Source organism: Rhizobium sp. CG4 (assembly GCF_023701965.1).
GTDB lineage: Bacteria > Pseudomonadota > Alphaproteobacteria > Rhizobiales > Rhizobiaceae > Agrobacterium.
In genome coordinates this window covers 266,113-284,965 of sequence record NZ_JABAEG010000008.1, presented here as the reverse complement: position 1 = coordinate 284,965, position 18,853 = coordinate 266,113, and the positions used below count along the sequence as shown (strand labels likewise).

The 18,853-nt window shown below is 55.6% G+C and carries 17 protein-coding genes; 10 read left to right on the top strand and 7 right to left on the bottom strand.

Annotation, left to right across the window (positions count from 1 at the left end; translation table 11 throughout):
- The first annotated feature begins 228 nt into the window (after positions 1-228).
- From HGO37_RS21300 to HGO37_RS21275, 6 genes are read left to right on the top strand one after another with little or no spacing between them, the layout of a single operon-like run.
- Positions 229-1,923, top strand: coding sequence for a putative bifunctional diguanylate cyclase/phosphodiesterase (locus HGO37_RS21300; RefSeq protein ID WP_502941443.1), 1,695 nt, complete (start codon positions 229-231; stop codon positions 1,921-1,923).
- A 41-nt stretch (positions 1,924-1,964) separates the two neighbouring features.
- On the top strand, positions 1,965-2,438 hold the full coding sequence (locus HGO37_RS21295; RefSeq protein WP_250985097.1) for a hypothetical protein: 474 nt from the start codon (positions 1,965-1,967) through the stop codon (positions 2,436-2,438).
- Positions 2,438-3,610 (top strand): class I SAM-dependent methyltransferase, encoded by a 1,173-nt coding sequence (locus HGO37_RS21290; RefSeq protein WP_250985096.1) that lies wholly within the window; start codon positions 2,438-2,440, stop codon positions 3,608-3,610. The genes HGO37_RS21295 and HGO37_RS21290 overlap by 1 nt, the downstream gene beginning before the upstream one ends.
- Positions 3,610-5,964, top strand: coding sequence for a SpoIIE family protein phosphatase (locus tag HGO37_RS21285; protein ID WP_250985095.1), 2,355 nt, complete (start codon positions 3,610-3,612; stop codon positions 5,962-5,964). The genes HGO37_RS21290 and HGO37_RS21285 overlap by 1 nt, the downstream gene beginning before the upstream one ends.
- Positions 5,965-5,967: 3 nt before the next feature.
- Complete coding sequence (locus HGO37_RS21280; RefSeq protein WP_250985094.1) at positions 5,968-6,528, top strand: slr1658 superfamily regulator; 561 nt, start codon at positions 5,968-5,970, stop codon at positions 6,526-6,528.
- 7 nt (positions 6,529-6,535) lie between these two features.
- Complete coding sequence (locus HGO37_RS21275; protein ID WP_250985093.1) at positions 6,536-6,874, top strand: slr1659 superfamily regulator; 339 nt, start codon at positions 6,536-6,538, stop codon at positions 6,872-6,874.
- Positions 6,875-6,882: 8 nt separating this feature from the next.
- Here HGO37_RS21275 and HGO37_RS21270 read toward each other — a convergent pair whose 3' ends face one another.
- Genes HGO37_RS21270 through HGO37_RS21260 form a run of 3 tightly spaced genes read right to left on the bottom strand, consistent with a single transcriptional unit; the run spans position 6,883 to position 9,933 of the window.
- On the bottom strand, positions 6,883-7,866 hold the full coding sequence (locus HGO37_RS21270; protein WP_250985092.1) for an ABC transporter substrate-binding protein: 984 nt from the start codon (positions 7,864-7,866) through the stop codon (positions 6,883-6,885).
- Positions 7,859-9,253, bottom strand: a complete 1,395-nt coding sequence (locus HGO37_RS21265; protein ID WP_250985091.1) for a sensor histidine kinase — start codon at positions 9,251-9,253, stop codon at positions 7,859-7,861. Before HGO37_RS21265 ends, HGO37_RS21270 begins: the two co-directional genes overlap by 8 nt.
- The gene (locus HGO37_RS21260; protein WP_250985090.1) at positions 9,253-9,933 is read right to left on the bottom strand and encodes a response regulator transcription factor; all 681 of its coding nucleotides are present in this window, start codon (positions 9,931-9,933) and stop codon (positions 9,253-9,255) included. The genes HGO37_RS21265 and HGO37_RS21260 overlap by 1 nt, the downstream gene beginning before the upstream one ends.
- A 97-nt stretch (positions 9,934-10,030) precedes the next feature.
- On the opposite strand from HGO37_RS21260, the gene phnD reads away from it, so the two are divergent.
- The 4 genes from phnD to HGO37_RS21240 are packed head-to-tail and all read left to right on the top strand — an operon-like array spanning position 10,031 to position 15,146.
- Positions 10,031-10,993, top strand: coding sequence for a phosphate/phosphite/phosphonate ABC transporter substrate-binding protein (gene phnD / locus HGO37_RS21255; protein ID WP_250985089.1), 963 nt, complete (start codon positions 10,031-10,033; stop codon positions 10,991-10,993).
- Positions 10,994-11,032: 39 nt separating this feature from the next.
- The gene (locus HGO37_RS21250) at positions 11,033-12,871 is read left to right on the top strand and encodes an ABC transporter permease (RefSeq protein ID WP_250985088.1); all 1,839 of its coding nucleotides are present in this window, start codon (positions 11,033-11,035) and stop codon (positions 12,869-12,871) included.
- A complete protein-coding gene (locus HGO37_RS21245; protein ID WP_250985087.1) occupies positions 12,871-13,971 on the top strand; it encodes an ABC transporter ATP-binding protein in 1,101 nt (366 codons plus the stop codon). The genes HGO37_RS21250 and HGO37_RS21245 overlap by 1 nt, the downstream gene beginning before the upstream one ends.
- Positions 13,972-14,006: 35 nt before the next feature.
- On the top strand, positions 14,007-15,146 hold the full coding sequence (locus tag HGO37_RS21240) for an ABC transporter substrate-binding protein (protein WP_250985086.1): 1,140 nt from the start codon (positions 14,007-14,009) through the stop codon (positions 15,144-15,146).
- Positions 15,147-15,216: 70 nt separating this feature from the next.
- Here HGO37_RS21240 and HGO37_RS21235 read toward each other — a convergent pair whose 3' ends face one another.
- The 4 genes from HGO37_RS21235 to HGO37_RS21220 are packed head-to-tail and all read right to left on the bottom strand — an operon-like array spanning position 15,217 to position 18,847.
- On the bottom strand, positions 15,217-15,939 hold the full coding sequence (locus HGO37_RS21235) for a copper homeostasis protein CutC (protein ID WP_250985085.1): 723 nt from the start codon (positions 15,937-15,939) through the stop codon (positions 15,217-15,219).
- The gene (locus tag HGO37_RS21230) at positions 15,936-16,937 is read right to left on the bottom strand and encodes an ABC transporter ATP-binding protein (RefSeq protein WP_250985084.1); all 1,002 of its coding nucleotides are present in this window, start codon (positions 16,935-16,937) and stop codon (positions 15,936-15,938) included. The genes HGO37_RS21235 and HGO37_RS21230 overlap by 4 nt, the downstream gene beginning before the upstream one ends.
- 15 nt (positions 16,938-16,952) lie before the next feature.
- The gene (locus HGO37_RS21225) at positions 16,953-18,011 is read right to left on the bottom strand and encodes a Gfo/Idh/MocA family protein (RefSeq protein WP_250985083.1); all 1,059 of its coding nucleotides are present in this window, start codon (positions 18,009-18,011) and stop codon (positions 16,953-16,955) included.
- The gene (locus tag HGO37_RS21220; protein WP_250985082.1) at positions 18,008-18,847 is read right to left on the bottom strand and encodes a carbohydrate ABC transporter permease; all 840 of its coding nucleotides are present in this window, start codon (positions 18,845-18,847) and stop codon (positions 18,008-18,010) included. The genes HGO37_RS21225 and HGO37_RS21220 overlap by 4 nt, the downstream gene beginning before the upstream one ends.
- Between the last annotated feature and the right edge of the window lie 6 nt (positions 18,848-18,853).

Here is an 18,853-nt window from a genome sequence, read left to right as displayed (position 1 = left end):
GCAAACAACCTTTGTCGTCCTGCGCCTGACACGTCGATTGACGAGACCAAGAATTGCGGCGTTCTAATTTCAAATCGCAAGCACTATCATATGGATATGCAGACACTTTGGCCGAATGGCTTGGAAAAGCAAATCTCTGATGCGACCAACTTTATTGATCGACTTTTAAGTAGTCGACGCTAATATGCCTTAATATTGAGCCAAGAAAAGAGCTTCTAGCAGCCTGTGATGAGTGAGAATCTCTCAGAGATGAGCAAAGCGCAATCGAGTTGGCAACGGTCTTCCGGCGGCACCAGTGATTGTGCTGACAAGTTGACGATCTTCGATCGTCAGTTCAAACTCGTTGATGTCACGGCAACTGTGCAAATCTCCGTTTCGCGTGAAAGCGATTTATCCCTTTGGGAGATCTATCCAGAGTTGGACAGGACGAGCGTCTTGAGCCACTTTGGTGCGACACCGGATCAACCACTGCGTCTCAGCCGTGACCTCGGTGCTGGCGCATTTCGCGAACTTGCAATCCACGCGATCGGTGATTTTTACGGCGTCGTCCAGACCCATCGAACGGCAGATGAAACTGAACGCATGGCCCTGCTCTATCAGGCAACCCATGACCCGCTGACCGGACTGCCGAACCGGCGCCAGTTCGCGCGAGATTTATCGGCGGCACTCACCGCCATTTCGTCTGATGGCAACAGTGTTTCACTGATGCAGCTTGACCTTGATGACTTTAAACCTGTCAACGACACGCTTGGGCATCCCGCTGGCGACAAGCTGCTGCAACTGGCTGCTGACAGGATCAAGGAATGTCTTGTCGGCAAGGAGTCCGCCTACCGTTTGGCAGGGGATGAGTTTGCCGTCATCACCTCCGGTCAGGACCAGCGCCAACGTACCAGTGAATTGGGGGATGCCCTGGTTCACGCCTTCAAGCGATCCTTCACAATCGATGGAATTTCGGTATTCGTAGGCCTCAGCGTTGGCATTTCGATTGCGCCGGGTGATGGCAGCGATCCCGAGACACTGATGAAGGCCTCCGATATCGCGCTTTATGCGGCCAAAAAGGAAGGTCGCGGCCGCGCCAGCGCCTTTGATGTCGCGATGCTGCAAATCATCGAACAGCGCGAACTGCTGCGGAGAAGCCTACGCATAGCCTTGGAAAAAGACCAGTTTTCCATTGAGTACCAGCCGATTGCCGAAGGCAACAGGATATTCGGCTTTGAAGCTTTGCTGCGGTGGCAACACCCGCTGTTAGGCGAGATTCCGCCTGCCGTCTTCATTCCGATGGCAGAAACAGATGGCCTGATGAGTGAAATAGGACAATGGGTTCTGGAGAATGCTTGCCGCGAAGCCTTGAACTGGCCTGCCGACTACATCGTTGCCGTGAACCTTTCGCCAGCCGAGTTTCTGGTCAGCGGGTTGACCGACCGGATTTCACAGATACTCGATACCGTGGGCCTTGCTTCCGACCGTCTTGAACTGGAGATTACCGAGGGTGTGCTGCTGGAACGCACCGTCAACAATCTCGACACACTCAATACTCTGAGTGTGCTCGGCATCCGAATTGCGTTGGACGATTTCGGAACACAGTACTCGTCGTTGAGTTACTTGAAGAACTTTCCCTTCGATACGCTGAAAATCGACAAGTATTTTGTGTCCGACCTGGAAACAAATGCCAAAAGCCAAGCCATTGTTCGATCTGTGATAGTGCTCGCACACGATCTGGGCATGGAGGTTGCGGCGGAAGGCGTTGAAACCACCGAACAGGTTACCTGGCTGCGTGGTCTTGGATGTGACCGTCTGCAGGGTTATGCCATCAGCAAGCCGATGCCACCATCGGCGATAAATAGTTTTATGGCCGGTTCAGTGTCACTGCCGGAGATAGTCCCCCGACGATCGATTACTCCTGACAAATATACCCGTCTGTAAGCAATATCTCGACATCTTACCTGAAGTGTTTGGAGGTGATCATGACCGGACCATATGCCAGTCCCAACCCGGAAACGTTTCAGGACATGGCAGCATTGGCGCTAGACGTCAGCCTTTTCACGTCGGAGTTTCGCCTATGTGACACAATCTCCGAATATCTCGCCGACATTGTTGCCCAGTCGCACGAGGACCCGTCCCGCTACGCCAACTTCAGTTCGTTGCTTATCAACGAGATTGTAGAACTGGCTTTTCGTTCTGCAAAACCTGTCGGTAATATTGATTTTAATCTTCTGAGGGGTGACGCATGTGTCCGCGTCTGCGTCGGCTTTACCCCCGACAGGACGGACCTGCTGCGCTGGCAAAACCTTGATCGATCGGCACGGAGAGAGGAATATCATCCCGACCACGATCTGCTGGTTCTTGCTGAGGCCATAAAGGTCAATGTCCAAGCTGAGACTGACGCCGACGATCGCGTAATCCTGACTGCAGATTTTATGCTGCAGGAGGGCGCATAATGAGCCAGTTCTCGTCATCATTTTCCGCTGAATTCGACGATATCAACCAGGAAATCGTGCTGAGCGGCAGGATACGTCCTTCATCACCCAGTGAGATGGCTGGTGTTCTTGATGTGATCAGGCGCAGTCTCAATAGCAACGGCAATGTCATCTATCTCAACATAAAACGGGTCACACATCTGAACATGACCGCGTTTCGTTGTCTTGAGCAGGTACTAACTGAGACCTGCAAGACAAAAACCCAGCGCAACATCATCGTTGTTGCATCGAGTGTCATCGCCTGGTCCGCACCTCTTTTCCAAACACTTGCCTCCATCCAACCCAACCTGTCGGTCGAGATTTACGATTCAGCCTTTTATCCCGGGCAAACCTTCGTCGAGGATGAGAGCTTCATTCCTATTTTGCGAACACAGACCAAAATGACCTGGCGACACGAACGCGAAATTCTGCCGCGGCATGGTATGCGAAATGGGCTGAGCATCGCCGACATATGCTGCGGTATCGGTGACTTCGCGACCTTGATCAAACGTCAATTCGAACCGGCACGTCTGGTTGCGCTGGATCACTCGAAAAGAAGCCTCGACTACGCCAGGCGTGTCGCCGCAGAATTCGGTCTGACCTCAATCGAATACACCTATGGAGATGCCGCACAGATGTTGTTGGCCGACAATCAGTTTGATTTTGTCACCTGCCGCCACTCTCTGCAGATCTTTGACCGGCCGGACATCCTTCTGCGCGAGTTGTTTCGGATTTGCAAACCGGGCGGCCGAGTTTACATCACCAACGAAAAAAACTCCCATTGCCTCGGTGAACCCCATTCGGAATCGATCCGCTGGACCTATGAGCAGGTGGCGAAACTGTTCAGCCATTTCGACATGGATGTGGAAATGGGACCAAAAAGCCGCCGTCTTCTCAACGATGCCGGTTTTGACGACATCAAGGTGGAATCCTTCATGGTAACAAACCTCGATGGGGACCCAAGAGATTTCGCCGATGTGATTGAAGCGTGGGAAGATGTTTATGCCGGACAAATGGCCGTCCGTCGCGGTGATCCTCCCGACTTCATCCGCCGGTTCCGGCAAGGGTTCAAAGATCATGTGCTCGCCGCCCTACACCCCAAGGGATATGCGGGATGGCCAATCTGGGCTGCATCCGGACGGAAACCATACTGATGCCCAAAACCTTGACCTCAATCCGCCCGTGGGGCTCATTTCGCGCCAAGTTCATTCTCGTCGTCGGTAGCGCCGTTCTCATTGACTTGCTGATCAGTGGAGGGTTGGCTTTATGGAATGTGCAGCGCCTGTCGCGTGACGCGACCGAAGAGGTCGGCCATGGTCTTGAGCAGGCGAGCCAGGACTATATCCGAACCTATGCCAATTCTACGGCGGCCCAGGTCTCGCTGCTTCTCGGTCAGGTCAACAATGACGTCAGCGTCCTTGCCGGCGTGTTGCAGGAACAGATAGACAATCCACAACGGCAGAAAAATATCGGCTCTGCAATTTCCGGAACCTCGCCGGCTAGCGTTCAGCTTACCTACGACCCCGCTGGTCAGTGGGCACAGAATGCGCCGGGTGCACCATCTGTCGTCAGCGCCTGGGGTTACCTGCTAAATGAAGACCGTTCACCGCGAGCTGATGTACAGGACGAGATTCAGACAAGCGCCGTTCTTGATCTCGTGGCACCCAGTCTTCTGAAAAACGGCTCTTCCAAACTTCAAATGTATTTTATCGGCCCAAAGGAACGGCCGATCTTTAGGACCGCACCCTATACCGATCAGGCGCAGACTTTTGACCGGCTTTATCCCGGGCACAACACCGCCAATTTCTGGGACTTCTTTTTCCCCGGCCTCTATGAGTCCTGGCAGGGTTGGGACGCGGAGTTGAGGGCACATACCGGTCCCGATGACATCACCCGAACAGCCCCGTATACCGATGCTATAACTGGCAAACAGATTGTCAGCTTTTTTCATCCGCTATGGAGCACTGACAGGAAAAACGTTGCCGGAACGGCTGGTGCCGACATCACCCTCGATCAGCTTGCCGAGATCGTCGAAAATGTGAAAGTTGCCGAAACCGGCTTCGGATTTTTGTCGATGTCCGATGGCAACGTCATCGCCATCAGCAAGGACGGTGAACAGACGATTGGCCTGCGTTCGGCCAGCGACACCAAGGGAACCGGTGTGACCGGTCTCGAACGCTCACTGAAAGGCAGCTCGCAACCTGCCATAACGGAATTGGCCAACAATCCCGGTGAGGACATAAGGCACCTTACACTGGATCAGGACGGCGAGCCGGTGCCCTATATGGTGATCATGAAAAACCTGCCACCCAGCAACCTCTGGGAGCCGGGCCATGTCCGCAAAGATGCTATGTCGCTTGGCATCGTTGTACCTGAGCGGGAAATATATGCTTCCCTTTTCGCGGCTCAATCGAAGATTTCCGACGCGACCAACCGCATCATCATCTATCAGATCCTCGCGATCCTCCTGTCGTTGATCATTGTGACATTGGCCGTGCTTGCAGTGTCGAAACGCATTACCGGCGGCGTCAGTGCGCTTGCCAGTGCCGCACGCCGGATCCAGACGCAGGATTACTCGGTGCGTGTGCCGGTCACCAGCCGCGACGAGGTGGGGCAGGCCAGTGAAGCCTTCAATCGAATGGCGCAGCAGATCAGTTATCACACCGAAAATCTCGAACAGCTGGTTGAGGAGCGAACCGCCGAAATCGAAGAGGCAAAAGAAGAGATTTCGGTGCTCAACGCCCAGCTAGAAAAAGAAAATCGGCGCTTAGGCACGGAACTCGCAGTTGCCGAAAGAATCCAGATGATGGTTCTGCCGCTTGCCTCCGAACTCGCCTCATCCAAGGATCTGGAGATCGCTGCCTTTATGAGCGCCGCTGACGAGGTGGGCGGTGACTACTATGACGTTCTGGAAGCGAATGGGCGGTTCAAGATTGGTATCGGTGATGTCACCGGGCACGGCCTTGAAAGCGGTGTCCTGATGCTGATGGTGCAATCTGTTGCCAGAGCGCTGCATGAAGCGGGCACGACCGATCCGGTGAAGTTTTTGGTTGATCTGAACAGCGCACTGTTCAAGAATATCATCAGAACCCGGATCGACAAACATCTGACGCTGGCCTTCCTTGACTATGACGGGCACGATATGCTGATTTCCGGACAGCATGAGGAGGTCATTGTCGTGCGTGCCAATGGTGCGCTGGAACGAATTGAAACCATGGATCTCGGCCTTCCAATTGGGTTGGAGTCCGACATTTCGCCTTTTGTTGGAACGCGCAAGATCAGTCTGGCAAAAGACGATATCATCGTTCTGCACACGGACGGTGTGACCGAAGCGGAAAACGTTAGCGGAGAGCTTTTCGGCATAGACCGTCTTTGCGACGAAGCGGTGAAATTACACCGGCAAAGTGCTGACCGTATCGCCGCCGGCATCATCGCCAAGCTTATGGACTACATCGGTCCACACAAGGTTCACGACGACATCACCCTTCTCGTATTGCGGCACAGGTAAGCTATGTCCAGAAGCGTCCTTGGGGTTTACAATCTTACTGAAGCCAGCTTCTCACAAGGGGCCCGCCTGACGCTGGTCGACGGTCCGCTTGAACTTGGTTGGCGGCACTCGGGGCTCACATCCGATTTTATCGCCGAGGCGATGGCACTGCCTTTTTTCGGCTCACGAGCGCTGCACACGAATATTCGTCACAACATTGGATATCTGAGCAATGAACTGATCGAAAACGCAGTAAAATTTAGGCAGCCCGGCAAGATCGTCATCGAAGCCTGTGTTGTCGACGGCACGTTTCTGATGCGGGTTTGCAATAAGATCAACGCCGAAACATCAGGTAAATTTCAGGAAATACTGATAAACATGTTATCAGTTGACCCGGGCGAACTGCTTATCCGGCAAATTGAAGCCAATGCCGTATCCGACACCGGAGGTTCGGGATTGGGCTTGCTAACGCTTTTGGCCGATTATGATGCGCGCATGTCATGGGAGTTTGAGACTTCCAATGACGATCGCGTTAGACTGACAACAACAGCTTCGCTTGCGTTGCCACTGACCTCCAACAGGTGAATAGCAGATGGAAATCAGAGACGAGAATTTTCGGATATGGACCGAAAACGATTGCGTTTATTTTGATGGAGTTTTGCGGCTGGCTGGACCGGATGCCTATGCGCCGATCTACTCTCTTGCCCTGACTGCGCTTCACGAAAATCGTGATCGGGTGATCTTTGATCTGACCGGCCTGGAGTTCCTGAACTCATCCGGAATAAACCTTCTGGCCAAACTGACAATCGAAGCACGCAAACAATCAGAGACGCAGTTTTTGATCAAGGGCACTTCGCAATATCCCTGGCAATCGAAATCCCTGCCAAACCTCAAAAAGCTTTACCCACAGCTTGATTTGCAGCTGGCCTGAAAAAGCAGTCAATTCACAACCATCTGAAACCAGATGTCGAGAAACTTGCTGCGTTTGATCGTATCGCGAAACACCAGAAGTTCAGGCCCAAGCTCGATCCCCTGCAGACTGTCGAACGACGTAAAATCGATGGGATAGCTGAAACCGGCTTCGGCAAGAGCGGGCTTCGCGTCAACCGAGTGAAGCACTTGCAGGGCAGCGCTTGCATCGCGAAGGTTTGTTGCACCCTTTGGCATTAGCACAGTCCACGGCACCGCAAGCACGTAATCTTGCGGTACGGCAACCGTCACACCCGCTGGCAAGGCACCATTGGCTGATAGGGTAGACAGCGGCACATTGTACAAAACATCAATCTCACCGGCCCGCAACGCCTCCAGCAAATCGTCTGTCGTGTCGTAAATTCGCGCTTTGGCAACGCCGAAAGAGCGCATCAATCGCCAATAGAGCGAAGTGCGTATGGAGTCCTGCGAAGCCAGCAGGTAGCTTACATCATCTATCCCGATATTGACGATGCCGACACGGCGTGAGAACTGCTCGCTGTTCTGTTCAAGGGCACGTACCAGCTCGATACGGGTGCGCGGCAGTCGATCCGCAAAGGCGTCCTGCCTCAACACCATCACGGCGGGGTCTGACCAGAAACCAAAAACTTCATGACGCCATTGTTCTTCGGCAGCGATGACAGCCGCGCCGTTATCGGCTGCGTAACCCTCATTGGCGACGGAGACGGCAATATCCGGCGAAGAGAACAGAGCAATGTCAAATGGCGGGTTGGCACGTTTTGCTTCGGCAGCGATCTGCGCAGAGGAAAGCCTGACGTAAGACAGCTGCGTTCCCGGCAAGCGGCTCTCGATCACTGCAATCAAAGGCGCAATCCGTTCTTCAGACACGACACCGGTAATGCGGACCGCTCTGTCCTGTGCCTGCACGGTCATTGGCACAAGACTGCCAATCAACAACAGGCAAAACAGCGCGCTACGAACAACGTTAGACATCTTTGTCCTGCCCTGCAATCATTGGCAGCACGACCTCGACGACAAGACCACCACCGACACGGTCCGCAACGGAAATACGTCCGCCGAAGGCCACGACCACATCCTTTGCAATGGCAAGGCCAAGGCCTGACCCTGCCCGTCGCGCACCACCGCGAACAAACCGCTGGAAGATCTTGCCCTTTTCCGCATCCGGTATACCCGGCCCACGGTCCATGACCTGTAAGGTCGCCGAACCATCCACCGCCTCCAATTGCACCGTCGTTGGACCAGCCGCGTGAATGAAGGCGTTTTCGATCACGTTGCGAACCATCTCACGCAACACGACCGGTTCTGCCTCAACCGGGACCGGAGCATCATGCGTCGTGAGCGTGAGGCAGAGCATCTGGCTGGTATAGGCGCTCTCTGCCCGCAGCATTTGCAAGGCATTCCTGATGGCGTCGCCGAAATCGACGATCTCGCGTTCCTGCGTTTCCAATCGGTGCAGTGTTGTTGCTTCGGAAAGCAACATGTTCGCCAGCAGCCCAGCTTCACGCGCGTTGTGATGAATACGCGACAAACGGCGACGCGTTTGCGGGTCTTCCGCTTCTTCTAGCCCTACCTCGGCCTGCGCCTGAATGGCGGCCAGTGGCGTGCGCAACTGATGCGCAGCATCCGCAGTGACGCGTTTTACTCCATCCAAAACCGAGCCCAAGCGGTCCATAAACTCATTCAATGCAGACACCAGCGCGGACACTTCCACCGGAACTTCCCGGTCAATCCGGCTCAGATCGGACGGACGCCGTGCCCGCAGATTACTTTCGATAAGACGAAGCGGCGAAAAAGCCGACCGGACCGAAACGAGGATCAGACCACCGGCCAACAGCGCAATGGTGACAGCTGGCAACATGCCGTTGAAGGTCAATTGCCCGGCCAGTTCCCGTCGCGCCTCGCGGGTTTCAGCCACCATCACGCCGATCCAGCCGCCCGTTCCCGTCACCGTGTCGGCGCGGTAACGTTGCACAGAAGCGATACGCACTGCATCGCCGCGATAGACCGCATCATGCAGGTGCAGGGTCTCTTCATTGGCAAGTGGTATGTCGAGGCCGAGAATAGGGGAGCCGGTCACCAGACTGCCGTCGGGCGCTGTGACCCGATAGAACACCCGATTGAGACGCGAGGTCCCGAGGATAGCAAAGGCGGAATAGGGAATATCGACCGTAACGGCGCCTTCCTCGATACCAACAGTATCGGCAATGGCAAGTGCGGAGGCCGTCAACACACGGTCAAACGCCTCGTCTGCTGCACGCCGCGCATAGGTGCGGACCGTCAGGGCAAGCACACTGCCAATCACTACGAACAGACAGACAGTTGTGATAAGCAAACGGCGCTCGATCGACAATCGCGCCATCAGCTTACCGCATCGGTCTTGCTGCGCAGCATGTAACCCGCACCACGATGGGTGACGATCTCGACATCAACGGCTTCAAGCTTTTTACGCACACGCGACACCAGCAGCTCAACGGCATTGGGTGTGCCAACATCATCATGCCCGAACAGTTTCAGATAAAGCTTGTCCTTGCTGACCGTGTTGCCAGCTTGTGTGGCGAGCACTTCGAGAAATTCGAATTCGCGACGCCCGAGTTCCAGCGGGCTTCCATCCACGCTGGCGGCCCGCGAATTCAGATCAATCTCCAGCCCGCCAATGCGAATGATCGATTTGGCAAGCCCCTTGTGACGGCGCGTGACCGCCCTCAACCGCGCCTCAAGCTCACCGAGGTCAAACGGTTTGACAATGTAGTCATCGGCGCCAAGATCAAGCAGGCTGATCTTGTCATCCAGCTGGTTTCTGGCCGTAATCACCAACACCGGTGTCGGTGAATTCCGGTCGCGCATATGCGCCATGACCTCAAAACCGCTCCGCCCCGGCAAGTTGATATCAAGCACCACAACATCAAATTCGCCATGGATCGCTAACTCCTCGCCAGATATGCCGTCTTGCGCCCATGTTACATGGTGTCCAGCCCGCATCAGCTTGGATTCAATCGCTTCGGCAATGTCGACGGAATCTTCTATGAGAAGGATGCGCATGAGGTTGACAGGACTCTGACAGGAAATTCGGTATAGCTGTCATCCTATAGCAAGGGTTTTGTCGACGCGAGACGGTAAAATCCTTCGGGAGGAGAAAATGAATTACCACGGCGCCCTTGCGGCAGGCTGCATGCTGATTGCTTTCATGTTGACCGATAGTGCGGTTGCAAGCGCAGCCCCGTGCGATCAGCGCGCAGCGCTTGATCAGGCCTATTGCGACGCCGATGGTGACCTCGTTGCTGACCTTCCGACGGACCCGTCGAAATTGCGCAATCCCGATACACTTGTCTGGGCCTTCGCACCGATCGAGGATCCCGCCGTTTATGCGCGGTTGTTCCGCCCGTTCACAAAACACCTTTCCACCTGTCTTGACCGGCAAATCGTCTATTACCCTGTGCAATCCGTCTCGGCGGAAATTGCCGCGATGCGGTCTGGCCGCCTGCATTTTGCTGGCTTCTCCACCGGCCCGACAGTTGAGGCCGTCAATATGGCCGGTGCAGTGCCCTTTGCCGCCAAAGGACAAAATGGCGAAGTGCGCGGTTATCATCTCGTCGCTATCGTACGCGCAGATTCCCCTTACCAACACCTTGCCGACCTGAAGGGCAAACGTGTCGCCCATGTCGCTGTCGCCTCCAATTCCGGCAATCTTGCACCCCGCGCACTATTTCCCGCCGAAGGTCTCGTACCGGATTCCGACTATCGGCCGATCATGTCCGGCGCTCACGACAAATCGGTAATGGGCGTGCTGTCAGGTGATTATGATATGGCAGCGGTCGCCTCCGACGTCCTGCAGCGCCTGGTGGAACGCGGGGCAATTGATAAGGCGGCCATTCGGGTCATCTATCAAAGCCCGCTGTTTCCAACAGCCGCCTTTACCCATGCTCATGATCTTGATCCCGTGCTCGCGGACAAGCTGAAAGCATGTTTCTTTTCATTCCGTTTTCCGCCGGAAATGACTGCCGCCTTCAACGGTGACGAGCAGTTCTTGCCAGTTCGATATGACGAGGCGTGGCGAGCCGTCCGTGCGGTGACCGACGCGGTGGGCACCTTGCCGGACTGACGTCGGAACAACCCCGTTCAAACCCCAGAAAGTGATCCCATGACCCTGCAAACAACTTTGCCGGAGGACCCTTTGCGCCCTCAACCGGCCTGGAAAAGGCTTTTTTATCTCATGCGCGTCAACAGCGCAGACCCGACGCTGATGCTGGCGCTGCTGTTGCTGGTGATCTTCGGCTATCTCATCCTCGCCCCCGTCCTGCTGCTGTTGGCCGATGCGGTGACGGTGCATTTCGCCGATCTCGCACGCACCCGCCAGGAACTGGGCGATTTGACGCTCTATTACCTGAACCGCGTGCTTCTTTCGCCAATTTCGCGGGATCTCTTCTGGTGGCCGCTTGCCCATACCGCGATCATTTCGGCTGCAGCCATCATCATCGCATTTCTGGTGGGTGCGCCGATCGGCTGGCTGCTAAGCCGGACGGATTTAATGTGCAAGAAGTGGTTCTCGACAGCGCTGCTCGTGCCTTACATGTTGCCTTCCTGGACATTCGCACTTGCCTGGCTGACGCTTTTCAAGAACCGCACGACCGGTGGTCAACCCGGCTGGATGGAGACACTAGGTTTCACACCGCCGGATTGGCTTGCCTATGGTGCGCTACCAATTTCGCTCATCTTGGCACTTCATTATGCGCCCTTCGTCATCCTGCTGTTTGGCAATGCGCTCAAGCAGTTCGATACACAGCTGGAAGATTCCGCGCGTAGCCTTGGTGCGAGCCCGGCCGTTGTCGCACGCCGCATTATTCTGCCACTGATGATGCCATCGCTGGTCTCGGCAACAACGCTGATTTTCGCCAAATGTCTCGGTGATTTCGGCGTCGCCTATGTACTCGGTGTCCCCGTCGGTTTCGATGTGCTGGCAACCTCGTTATTCCGCGCCATCTCCACAAGCCAGGCCGGTGCATCTGCCGTGCTTGCCGGCATGATCGTACTATTGGGGGCCATCTCCATCGTCATCGACATGCGGCTTTTGAAAGAAGCCAAACGTTTCGTGACCATTGGCTCGAAAGGCTCGATGGTCCGTCAAACGCCGCTGGGCAAATGGCAAATTCCGGCACTCACCTGGGCATTCACGGTATTCGCCATCAGCGCAGCCATCCCGCTTATCGCGCTGACGCTGACGACTGTCATGCGCGTGCCGGGTTCGTTCAGCCTTGATAACTTCACGCTCGATTACTGGATTGGCACCAATCTCGGCACAACCGCACTGCATCAAGGTATCTTGCTGACAGGTGAATTCTGGCTGGCGCTGTGGAACACGGTCTGGATGGTCGGCCTTGCCGCCACTGGCGCGGGCCTGCTTGGCTTGCTGGTCGGTTACGCCGTGGTTCGCTCGCCGGTTCCCTTCGTGTCAGTGGCGCTGCGGCAGATCACCTTCCTGCCTTATCTGGTGCCCGGTATCGCGTTCGCTGCGGCTTATCTCTCGATGTTTGCCGTTGCCCGTCCACCACTGCCAGCACTTTACGGCACGCCGATCATCCTTGTTCTCGCCATTCTCGCAGACCAGATGCCATTCGCGTCGCGCGCCGGCATCTCGTCAATGATGCAGCTTGGTAAAGAACCCGAAGAAGCCGGGCAGATTGCCGGTGCTGGCTGGTTCCGCCGCATGGGCTCCATCGTACTACCGATCCAGCGCGGCGCATTGGTGTCGGCAATCCTCCTGCCTTTTATATCCGGCATCAAGGGCCTCAGTCTTGTCGTGGTGCTTGCCGTTCCAGGCACAGATCTGCTCACGACCTACGCAATCCGCCTCGTCGACTACGGCTACAGCCAGGCTGCCAATGCAGTGGTTGTGATGCTCTGCATCGTCGCCTTCACCGGCACGATGCTCGTCCAGAAAATCGGCAAGGCCAATCTCTCAGACGGCATGGGAAGCAAATAATGTCCAGCATTACCCTAGAAAACATTCGTAAAAACTATGGTCGCAGCGGGCCTGCCGCGATCGGCAATCTCAACATGGAAATCGGTGCATCCGAGTTCCTTTGCCTGCTCGGCCCGTCCGGTTGCGGAAAAACCACGACACTGCGCATGATCGCAGGCCTTGAACATCCCACCGACGGCCGCATTCTCGTGGATGGCAAGCCTATCGTCTCCGTTGGTGACGGCGTTTTCACCGTGCCTGAAAAACGCAATATGGGACTGGTCTTCCAGAACTACGCCCTGTGGCCGCACATGACGATCCGCGACAACGTCGCCTTCGGCCTGACATTAAGGTCGATACCGACCGCCGAACGCAACGCCATCGTTGATCAGGTCATGACGAAACTGGGCATCGCACGATATGCGGATCGGTACCCGGCACAGCTTTCGGGCGGTCAGCAACAACGCGTTGCCCTGGCCCGCATGCTGGCGTTGAAACCTTCGATCATTCTGCTCGACGAGCCGCTGTCAAACCTTGATGCCAAGCTGCGTCTGGAAATGCGTGCGGAGCTCAAGCGGATTCACGCGGAAGCCGGTTCAACCATCGTGTTTGTTACCCATGACCAGTGGGAAGCAATGACACTCGCCACCACCATCGCTGTCATGAGTGAGGGAGAGTTGCAGCAGATCGGCACGCCTGACGATATTTATGAGCGTCCGGCCAACCGCTTTGTCGCCGAATTCGTCGGCAGCCTTCCCATCAACATCATTGAACGAGCCGAGGGTCAGACCGGCCCGCTGCATGTCTGGCTGAACGGCGTTCTCTCGCATTTCGGCATCGACAGTGTGGCCGTCGCTTCGGCCGGTATCAGACCGGAAGCCACACGTGTGGGCGTCCTGTCTGATGAAGAGGCCAGCCGCTGCGCGGCCGGACAAGGCACCATCGTTGACGTCGTTCCGACCGGCGGCAGCTGGATCGTCGAACTCGACGTCGAAGGAGCCAGCTTCTTCGCCATAGCAACCGAAAACCCGCACATCGCCGCAGGCGAGAGCATTCATTTCTGGGTCGAACGACAGCACCTGCATCTGTTCGACCAGGAGAAGAAACGTATCGCCCGATAACGGGGATGCGAAATCAAAGGCAGTGGAGGAAAACTATGCCTAAAACATCAATCTACATGCTGGCTGGCATTTCCGTTCTGGCAATGGGCCTTTCCAGCGCCCAGGCACAGGACGTCAAGGAAATCGGTATTCCCGACAGCGAGTATTCGCTGGAAGCGCTGATTGAGGCCGCCAAAAAAGAAGAGCCGATCACCGTCATCGACGCCACCGGCAAGATCGTGTCGATGGCCGAGAATTTTTCGAAGACCTATGGTCTGAAGGCAACCGGCGTTAAGATGAGCGGACAGGAACAGGAGCAGGTTATCGCTCGCGAAGCCGCCGCTGGCAACGTCCGCACTGACGTCTTCAACATGAGCAACTTGCCATCGGTGGCAAGCCAGATCCTGCCGCAGGGTTTCGGTGTTTCTTGGTTGGCACCCGATCTTAAGGGTAAGATCCCGGCTGAATATCAGAGCCCGGCAATCACCAGCAACAACCCTTGGGTCTTTGCCTACAACACCGACGTCAACGGTGAGACCTGCCCGGTTAACAATCTGTGGGCCTTGACCACAGAGGAATGGAAGGGCCGCGTCGCCATTCCGGATCCATTGCTTCGCAATGAAACGATGTTCTGGTTCAACCAGCTGGCCACCCATGGCGACGACGCGATGCGCGAAGCCTACAAGGCGCAGTTTGGTGAAGACCTGAAGACCGATGAGGCAAGCGCAACGGCCGAGTGGGTCAAACGCCTTGCCCAGAACAAACCGAAGGTCACCAAGACCGATACGGATGTTGGCCCGATCGTTGGTGCCAAGGAAGAGAAGCCACCTGTTGGTTTCCTCAGCGCCGCCATCTTCCGTGATGCGAAGAAAGACGGTTATGGCATGGGCATCTGCAAGGAGATGAAGCCTTGGATCGGCCAGCTTACGCCGCGCGTTGCTGTCATCGCCGCGGGAACCAAAAGCCCGAACACTGCCAAGCTTTTCGCGCGGTTCATGATGACTGAAGAGGGCATGGCGCCGCAGCTCGGTGACGGAAAGATCTCCACCAACACAGAGGCCAAGATGCCTGAAAGCGAAGTCTCCGGCATCGCGAACTTCGTTGACCTACTCTACGTCAACCACTCTGAGACCACCCCGGACGACTTTGCCAAGCTGCAGGATTGGCAGGACTTCTGGCTGAGCAATTCCCGATAACAGCACAGTGCCCCACGCCATAGCTGGCGTGGAGCACTGCCTTTACGTTTGGCGAAACGAATAGGCCGCTCTAACGGGTAAGTCTTTGCTTTAACGCGTGAACAACCGTCGCGTCAGTGCGCTTTATCGTAGAAGCGGAAAAACCGAATGCGACCACCGCGGGATCGGTAATGTCGACTGTGGCCGAGCAGGATGAGTGCAGCTCTGTCACCTCAACTGTTTCCAGTATTGCGTCAACAGTGCCGAGATTGACGCCACCACCGGGCATAATACGGATACGCCGGTCGGCAAATTCCACGAGTTTTCGCAGCTCGCTCAGCCCCTTTGGAACAGACGTTGCTCGACCCGACGTCAAAATACGTTCGAAACCGCACGAAATCGCAACCTCAAGCGCTTCCTCCAGATCGGGAACCAGATCGAAAGCACGGTGGAGGGTTCGCGGCATGCCCGGAACTGCTTCCGACAGTTTTTTCATCGCTTCAGTGTTCAGCCTGCCATCGGCCAAGTTTACGCCGAAAACAACACCGGCAAGACCGCAGGACGCGGCAAAACGAATGTCATCTTCCATGACAGTCAATTCGTCAGGGCTATAGACGAAGTTTCCGGCCCGTGGACGGATCATCGCATAGCACGGTACCGGAGTGCGTGCCGCAAAGGTCATCAATCCGGCAGAAGGTGTCATGCCGCCCAGGTCGAGCGCACTGCATAACTCGATACGATCCGCTCCACCCTCAATCGCCGCCTGAAGGCCTGCGATGTCATCGACACAGACTTCCAGCAGAATGTCTGTCATCTGATGGCATTGCCGTCTTCGCCAAAACGATGCGTCGCACCGCCGTTGGGAGAGGCATAAACCACATCGTCAGGCTCGTAGGCATGTTCTCCGAACAGGCGCACAGTCAACAGACCGATGGTCTCGCTTTCGAGATAAACGATCGTGTCGGCACCAAGGTGTTCGACATGCACGACCTTGCCGGACCACGTGCCGCTTTCACGTGAGAGGGTCATATGTTCCGGTCTGATACCGAGGGTTTTATAACCACTCTCGCCCAACCGGGCAGCGTCGATGAAATTCATCTGTGGCGACCCGATAAAACCAGCAACAAACAGATTGGCAGGACGATTGAAAAGCTCCATCGGCGAACCGATCTGTTCGATGCGACCGGCGTTCAACACCACAATCTTGTCAGCCAACGTCATAGCCTCAACCTGATCATGGGTCACATAGATCATCGTTGCCTTGAGACGACGGTGCAGTCGGGCAATTTCCAGACGGGTCTGTACGCGCAGTGCCGCATCGAGGTTGGAAAGCGGTTCGTCAAATAGAAACAATGTCGGTTCACGCACAATGGCGCGACCTATGGCAACACGCTGTCGCTGGCCACCGGACAGTTCAGCCGGTCGTCGGGCCAAGTAGGGTTCCAGCGACAGAAGCGATGACGCCATAGCGACACGAGATTCAATTTCGGCCTTCGGCGTTCCTGCCTGCTTGAGACCAAGCCCCATATTGTCCTTGACCGTCAGATGCGGATAAAGCGCGTAGGACTGGAAAACCATGGCGATGCCGCGTTTGGCCGGCGGCACGTTGGACACTTCGCGACCATCAATGACGATTTCGCCGGCGGTGATATCTTCCAGGCCCGCAATCGTCCGCAACAGAGTGGACTTGCCACAGCCCGAAGGCCCGACAAAAATTACAAATTCCCCGTCGTCGACCTCGAGGTTGATGCCTTTCAGCACATCCACCGTACCAAAGGACTTCGCAACAGATTTGAGTGTCAGTTTACCCAAAACAATTCTCCAGATTCAAAGGTCGACCATTCGGCCGGTTCGCACACTTTCGTCTGCGGCAAGGCATATGCGAAGCGACTGCACAGCGTCGGTCATATGGCGGTCCAGATCAATGTCCTCGCGGATGGCCTTCAACACATAGGCCTGTTCCAGATCACACAGCTCCTGGTGCCCAGGTTCACCCTCCATCTGCAGGAACTGATCCGGAGTGACAAATGTGCCGTCGGGTTTGGTGTCGGCCTTGTGAAGACGAATGGTCGATGTTTTTGTGTGGGTATCAATGTCGTCGGACTTTGCATTCGGATCCATCACGATGGACACGCAGCCATTTGGCGACATTACATCCTTCACGAAAAACGCCGTCTCCGAGATCATCGGTCCCCAGCCCGCCTCGTACCAGCCGATCGAACCATCCTCAAACATCACCTGAAGGTGGCCGTAATTATACATGTCCGGCGCGATCTCATTGGAAAGTCGCAAGCCCATACCTCGAACCGACACCGGCTTCGCATCGGTGATCTGGCACATCACATCGACATAGTGCACACCGCAATCGACGATTGGCGGTGTTGTCTGCATCAGCGCCTTGTGTGTTGCCCAGGTATGACCTGATGACTGCTGGTTGAGGTTCATGCGGAACACATATGGACCGCCAAGATCGCGAGCGAGCGAGATCAATTTCACCCAGGATGGATGGTGACGCAGAATATACCCTACCACCAGCTTGCGGCCGTTGGCACGGGCGCAAGCGACAACGCGCTCAGCATCTGCCACGGTGGTTGCCAGGGGTTTTTCCACGAAGACATGCGAGCCCGCTTCCATTGCCTGAATGGCAAATTTGGCATGGCTATCCGAGTAGGTGTTGATCGAACACAGGTCCGGCTTCAGTTCGCTGAGCGCCTCATCAAATGATGGCAATATTTCACGTCCCGCAAGGGCTTCAGGCAGCTCAGGCGTTGAGCGATTGACGAGGCCGACAATCTCAAAACCCGGATTGGCCGCATAAGCCAGGGCATGGCTCAACCCCATATTGCCGAGACCGGCCACGAGAACCCTAAGTGGCTGCGCGCTCATTTCACTGCTCCTGCCGTAATGCCGCGGATAAGCTGCCGCGAGAAGATGGTATAAAGGACAAGTACCGGAGCAATGGCCAACGAAAGCGCTGCCAGCACTGCATTCCAGTTGGTCACGAATTGCCCGATGAAGATTTGCGCACCGAGTGTGATCGTTTTGGTGGCTTCGCTGGGCGCCAGGATCAGCGGGAACCAGAGGTCATTCCAGATTGGGATCATGGTAAAGACGGCAACGGTTGCCATGGCTGGACGGATCAGCGGCAGGACAAGCCGGAAGAATATCCGGTATTCGGAAAGCCCATCGATACGCCCGGCATTTTTCAGATCGTCAGAGACAGTGCGCATGAACTCTGACAAAATGAAGATTGCCAGCGGCAGGCCTTGCGCCGTGTAAACGAGAACGAGCGCCGTTTTGGTGTTGACCAGTCCGGTGGCGACCATGCCCTGCAAGATACCGATCGTGCCAAGCCGGATCGGGATCATGATACCGAGCGCCATATAGAGACCCAGCAGGGTATTGCCGCGGAAACGATATTCCGACAGGGCAAAAGCAGCCATCGCACCAAACAACAGGACCAAAGCAATCGCCCCGACTGTGACGACGAGAGAGTTCTGCATGTACTGGACGAAATCGCCCTGCCCCAATACCGTTGTATAACCCACCAGGTCAAACGTCGCAGGTGTCGGTGGTTGCATCGGATCCCGGAAAATCGCATTTCGCGATTTCATCGAGTTCATGATTGTCAGCACCACCGGAAACAGAGAAATCGCGGTGTAGGCCAGCAGGATTGCGTGGGCGGAGGCCGTGCGGGCAAAGGAAGATCGTGCTTTCGACATTCTTTG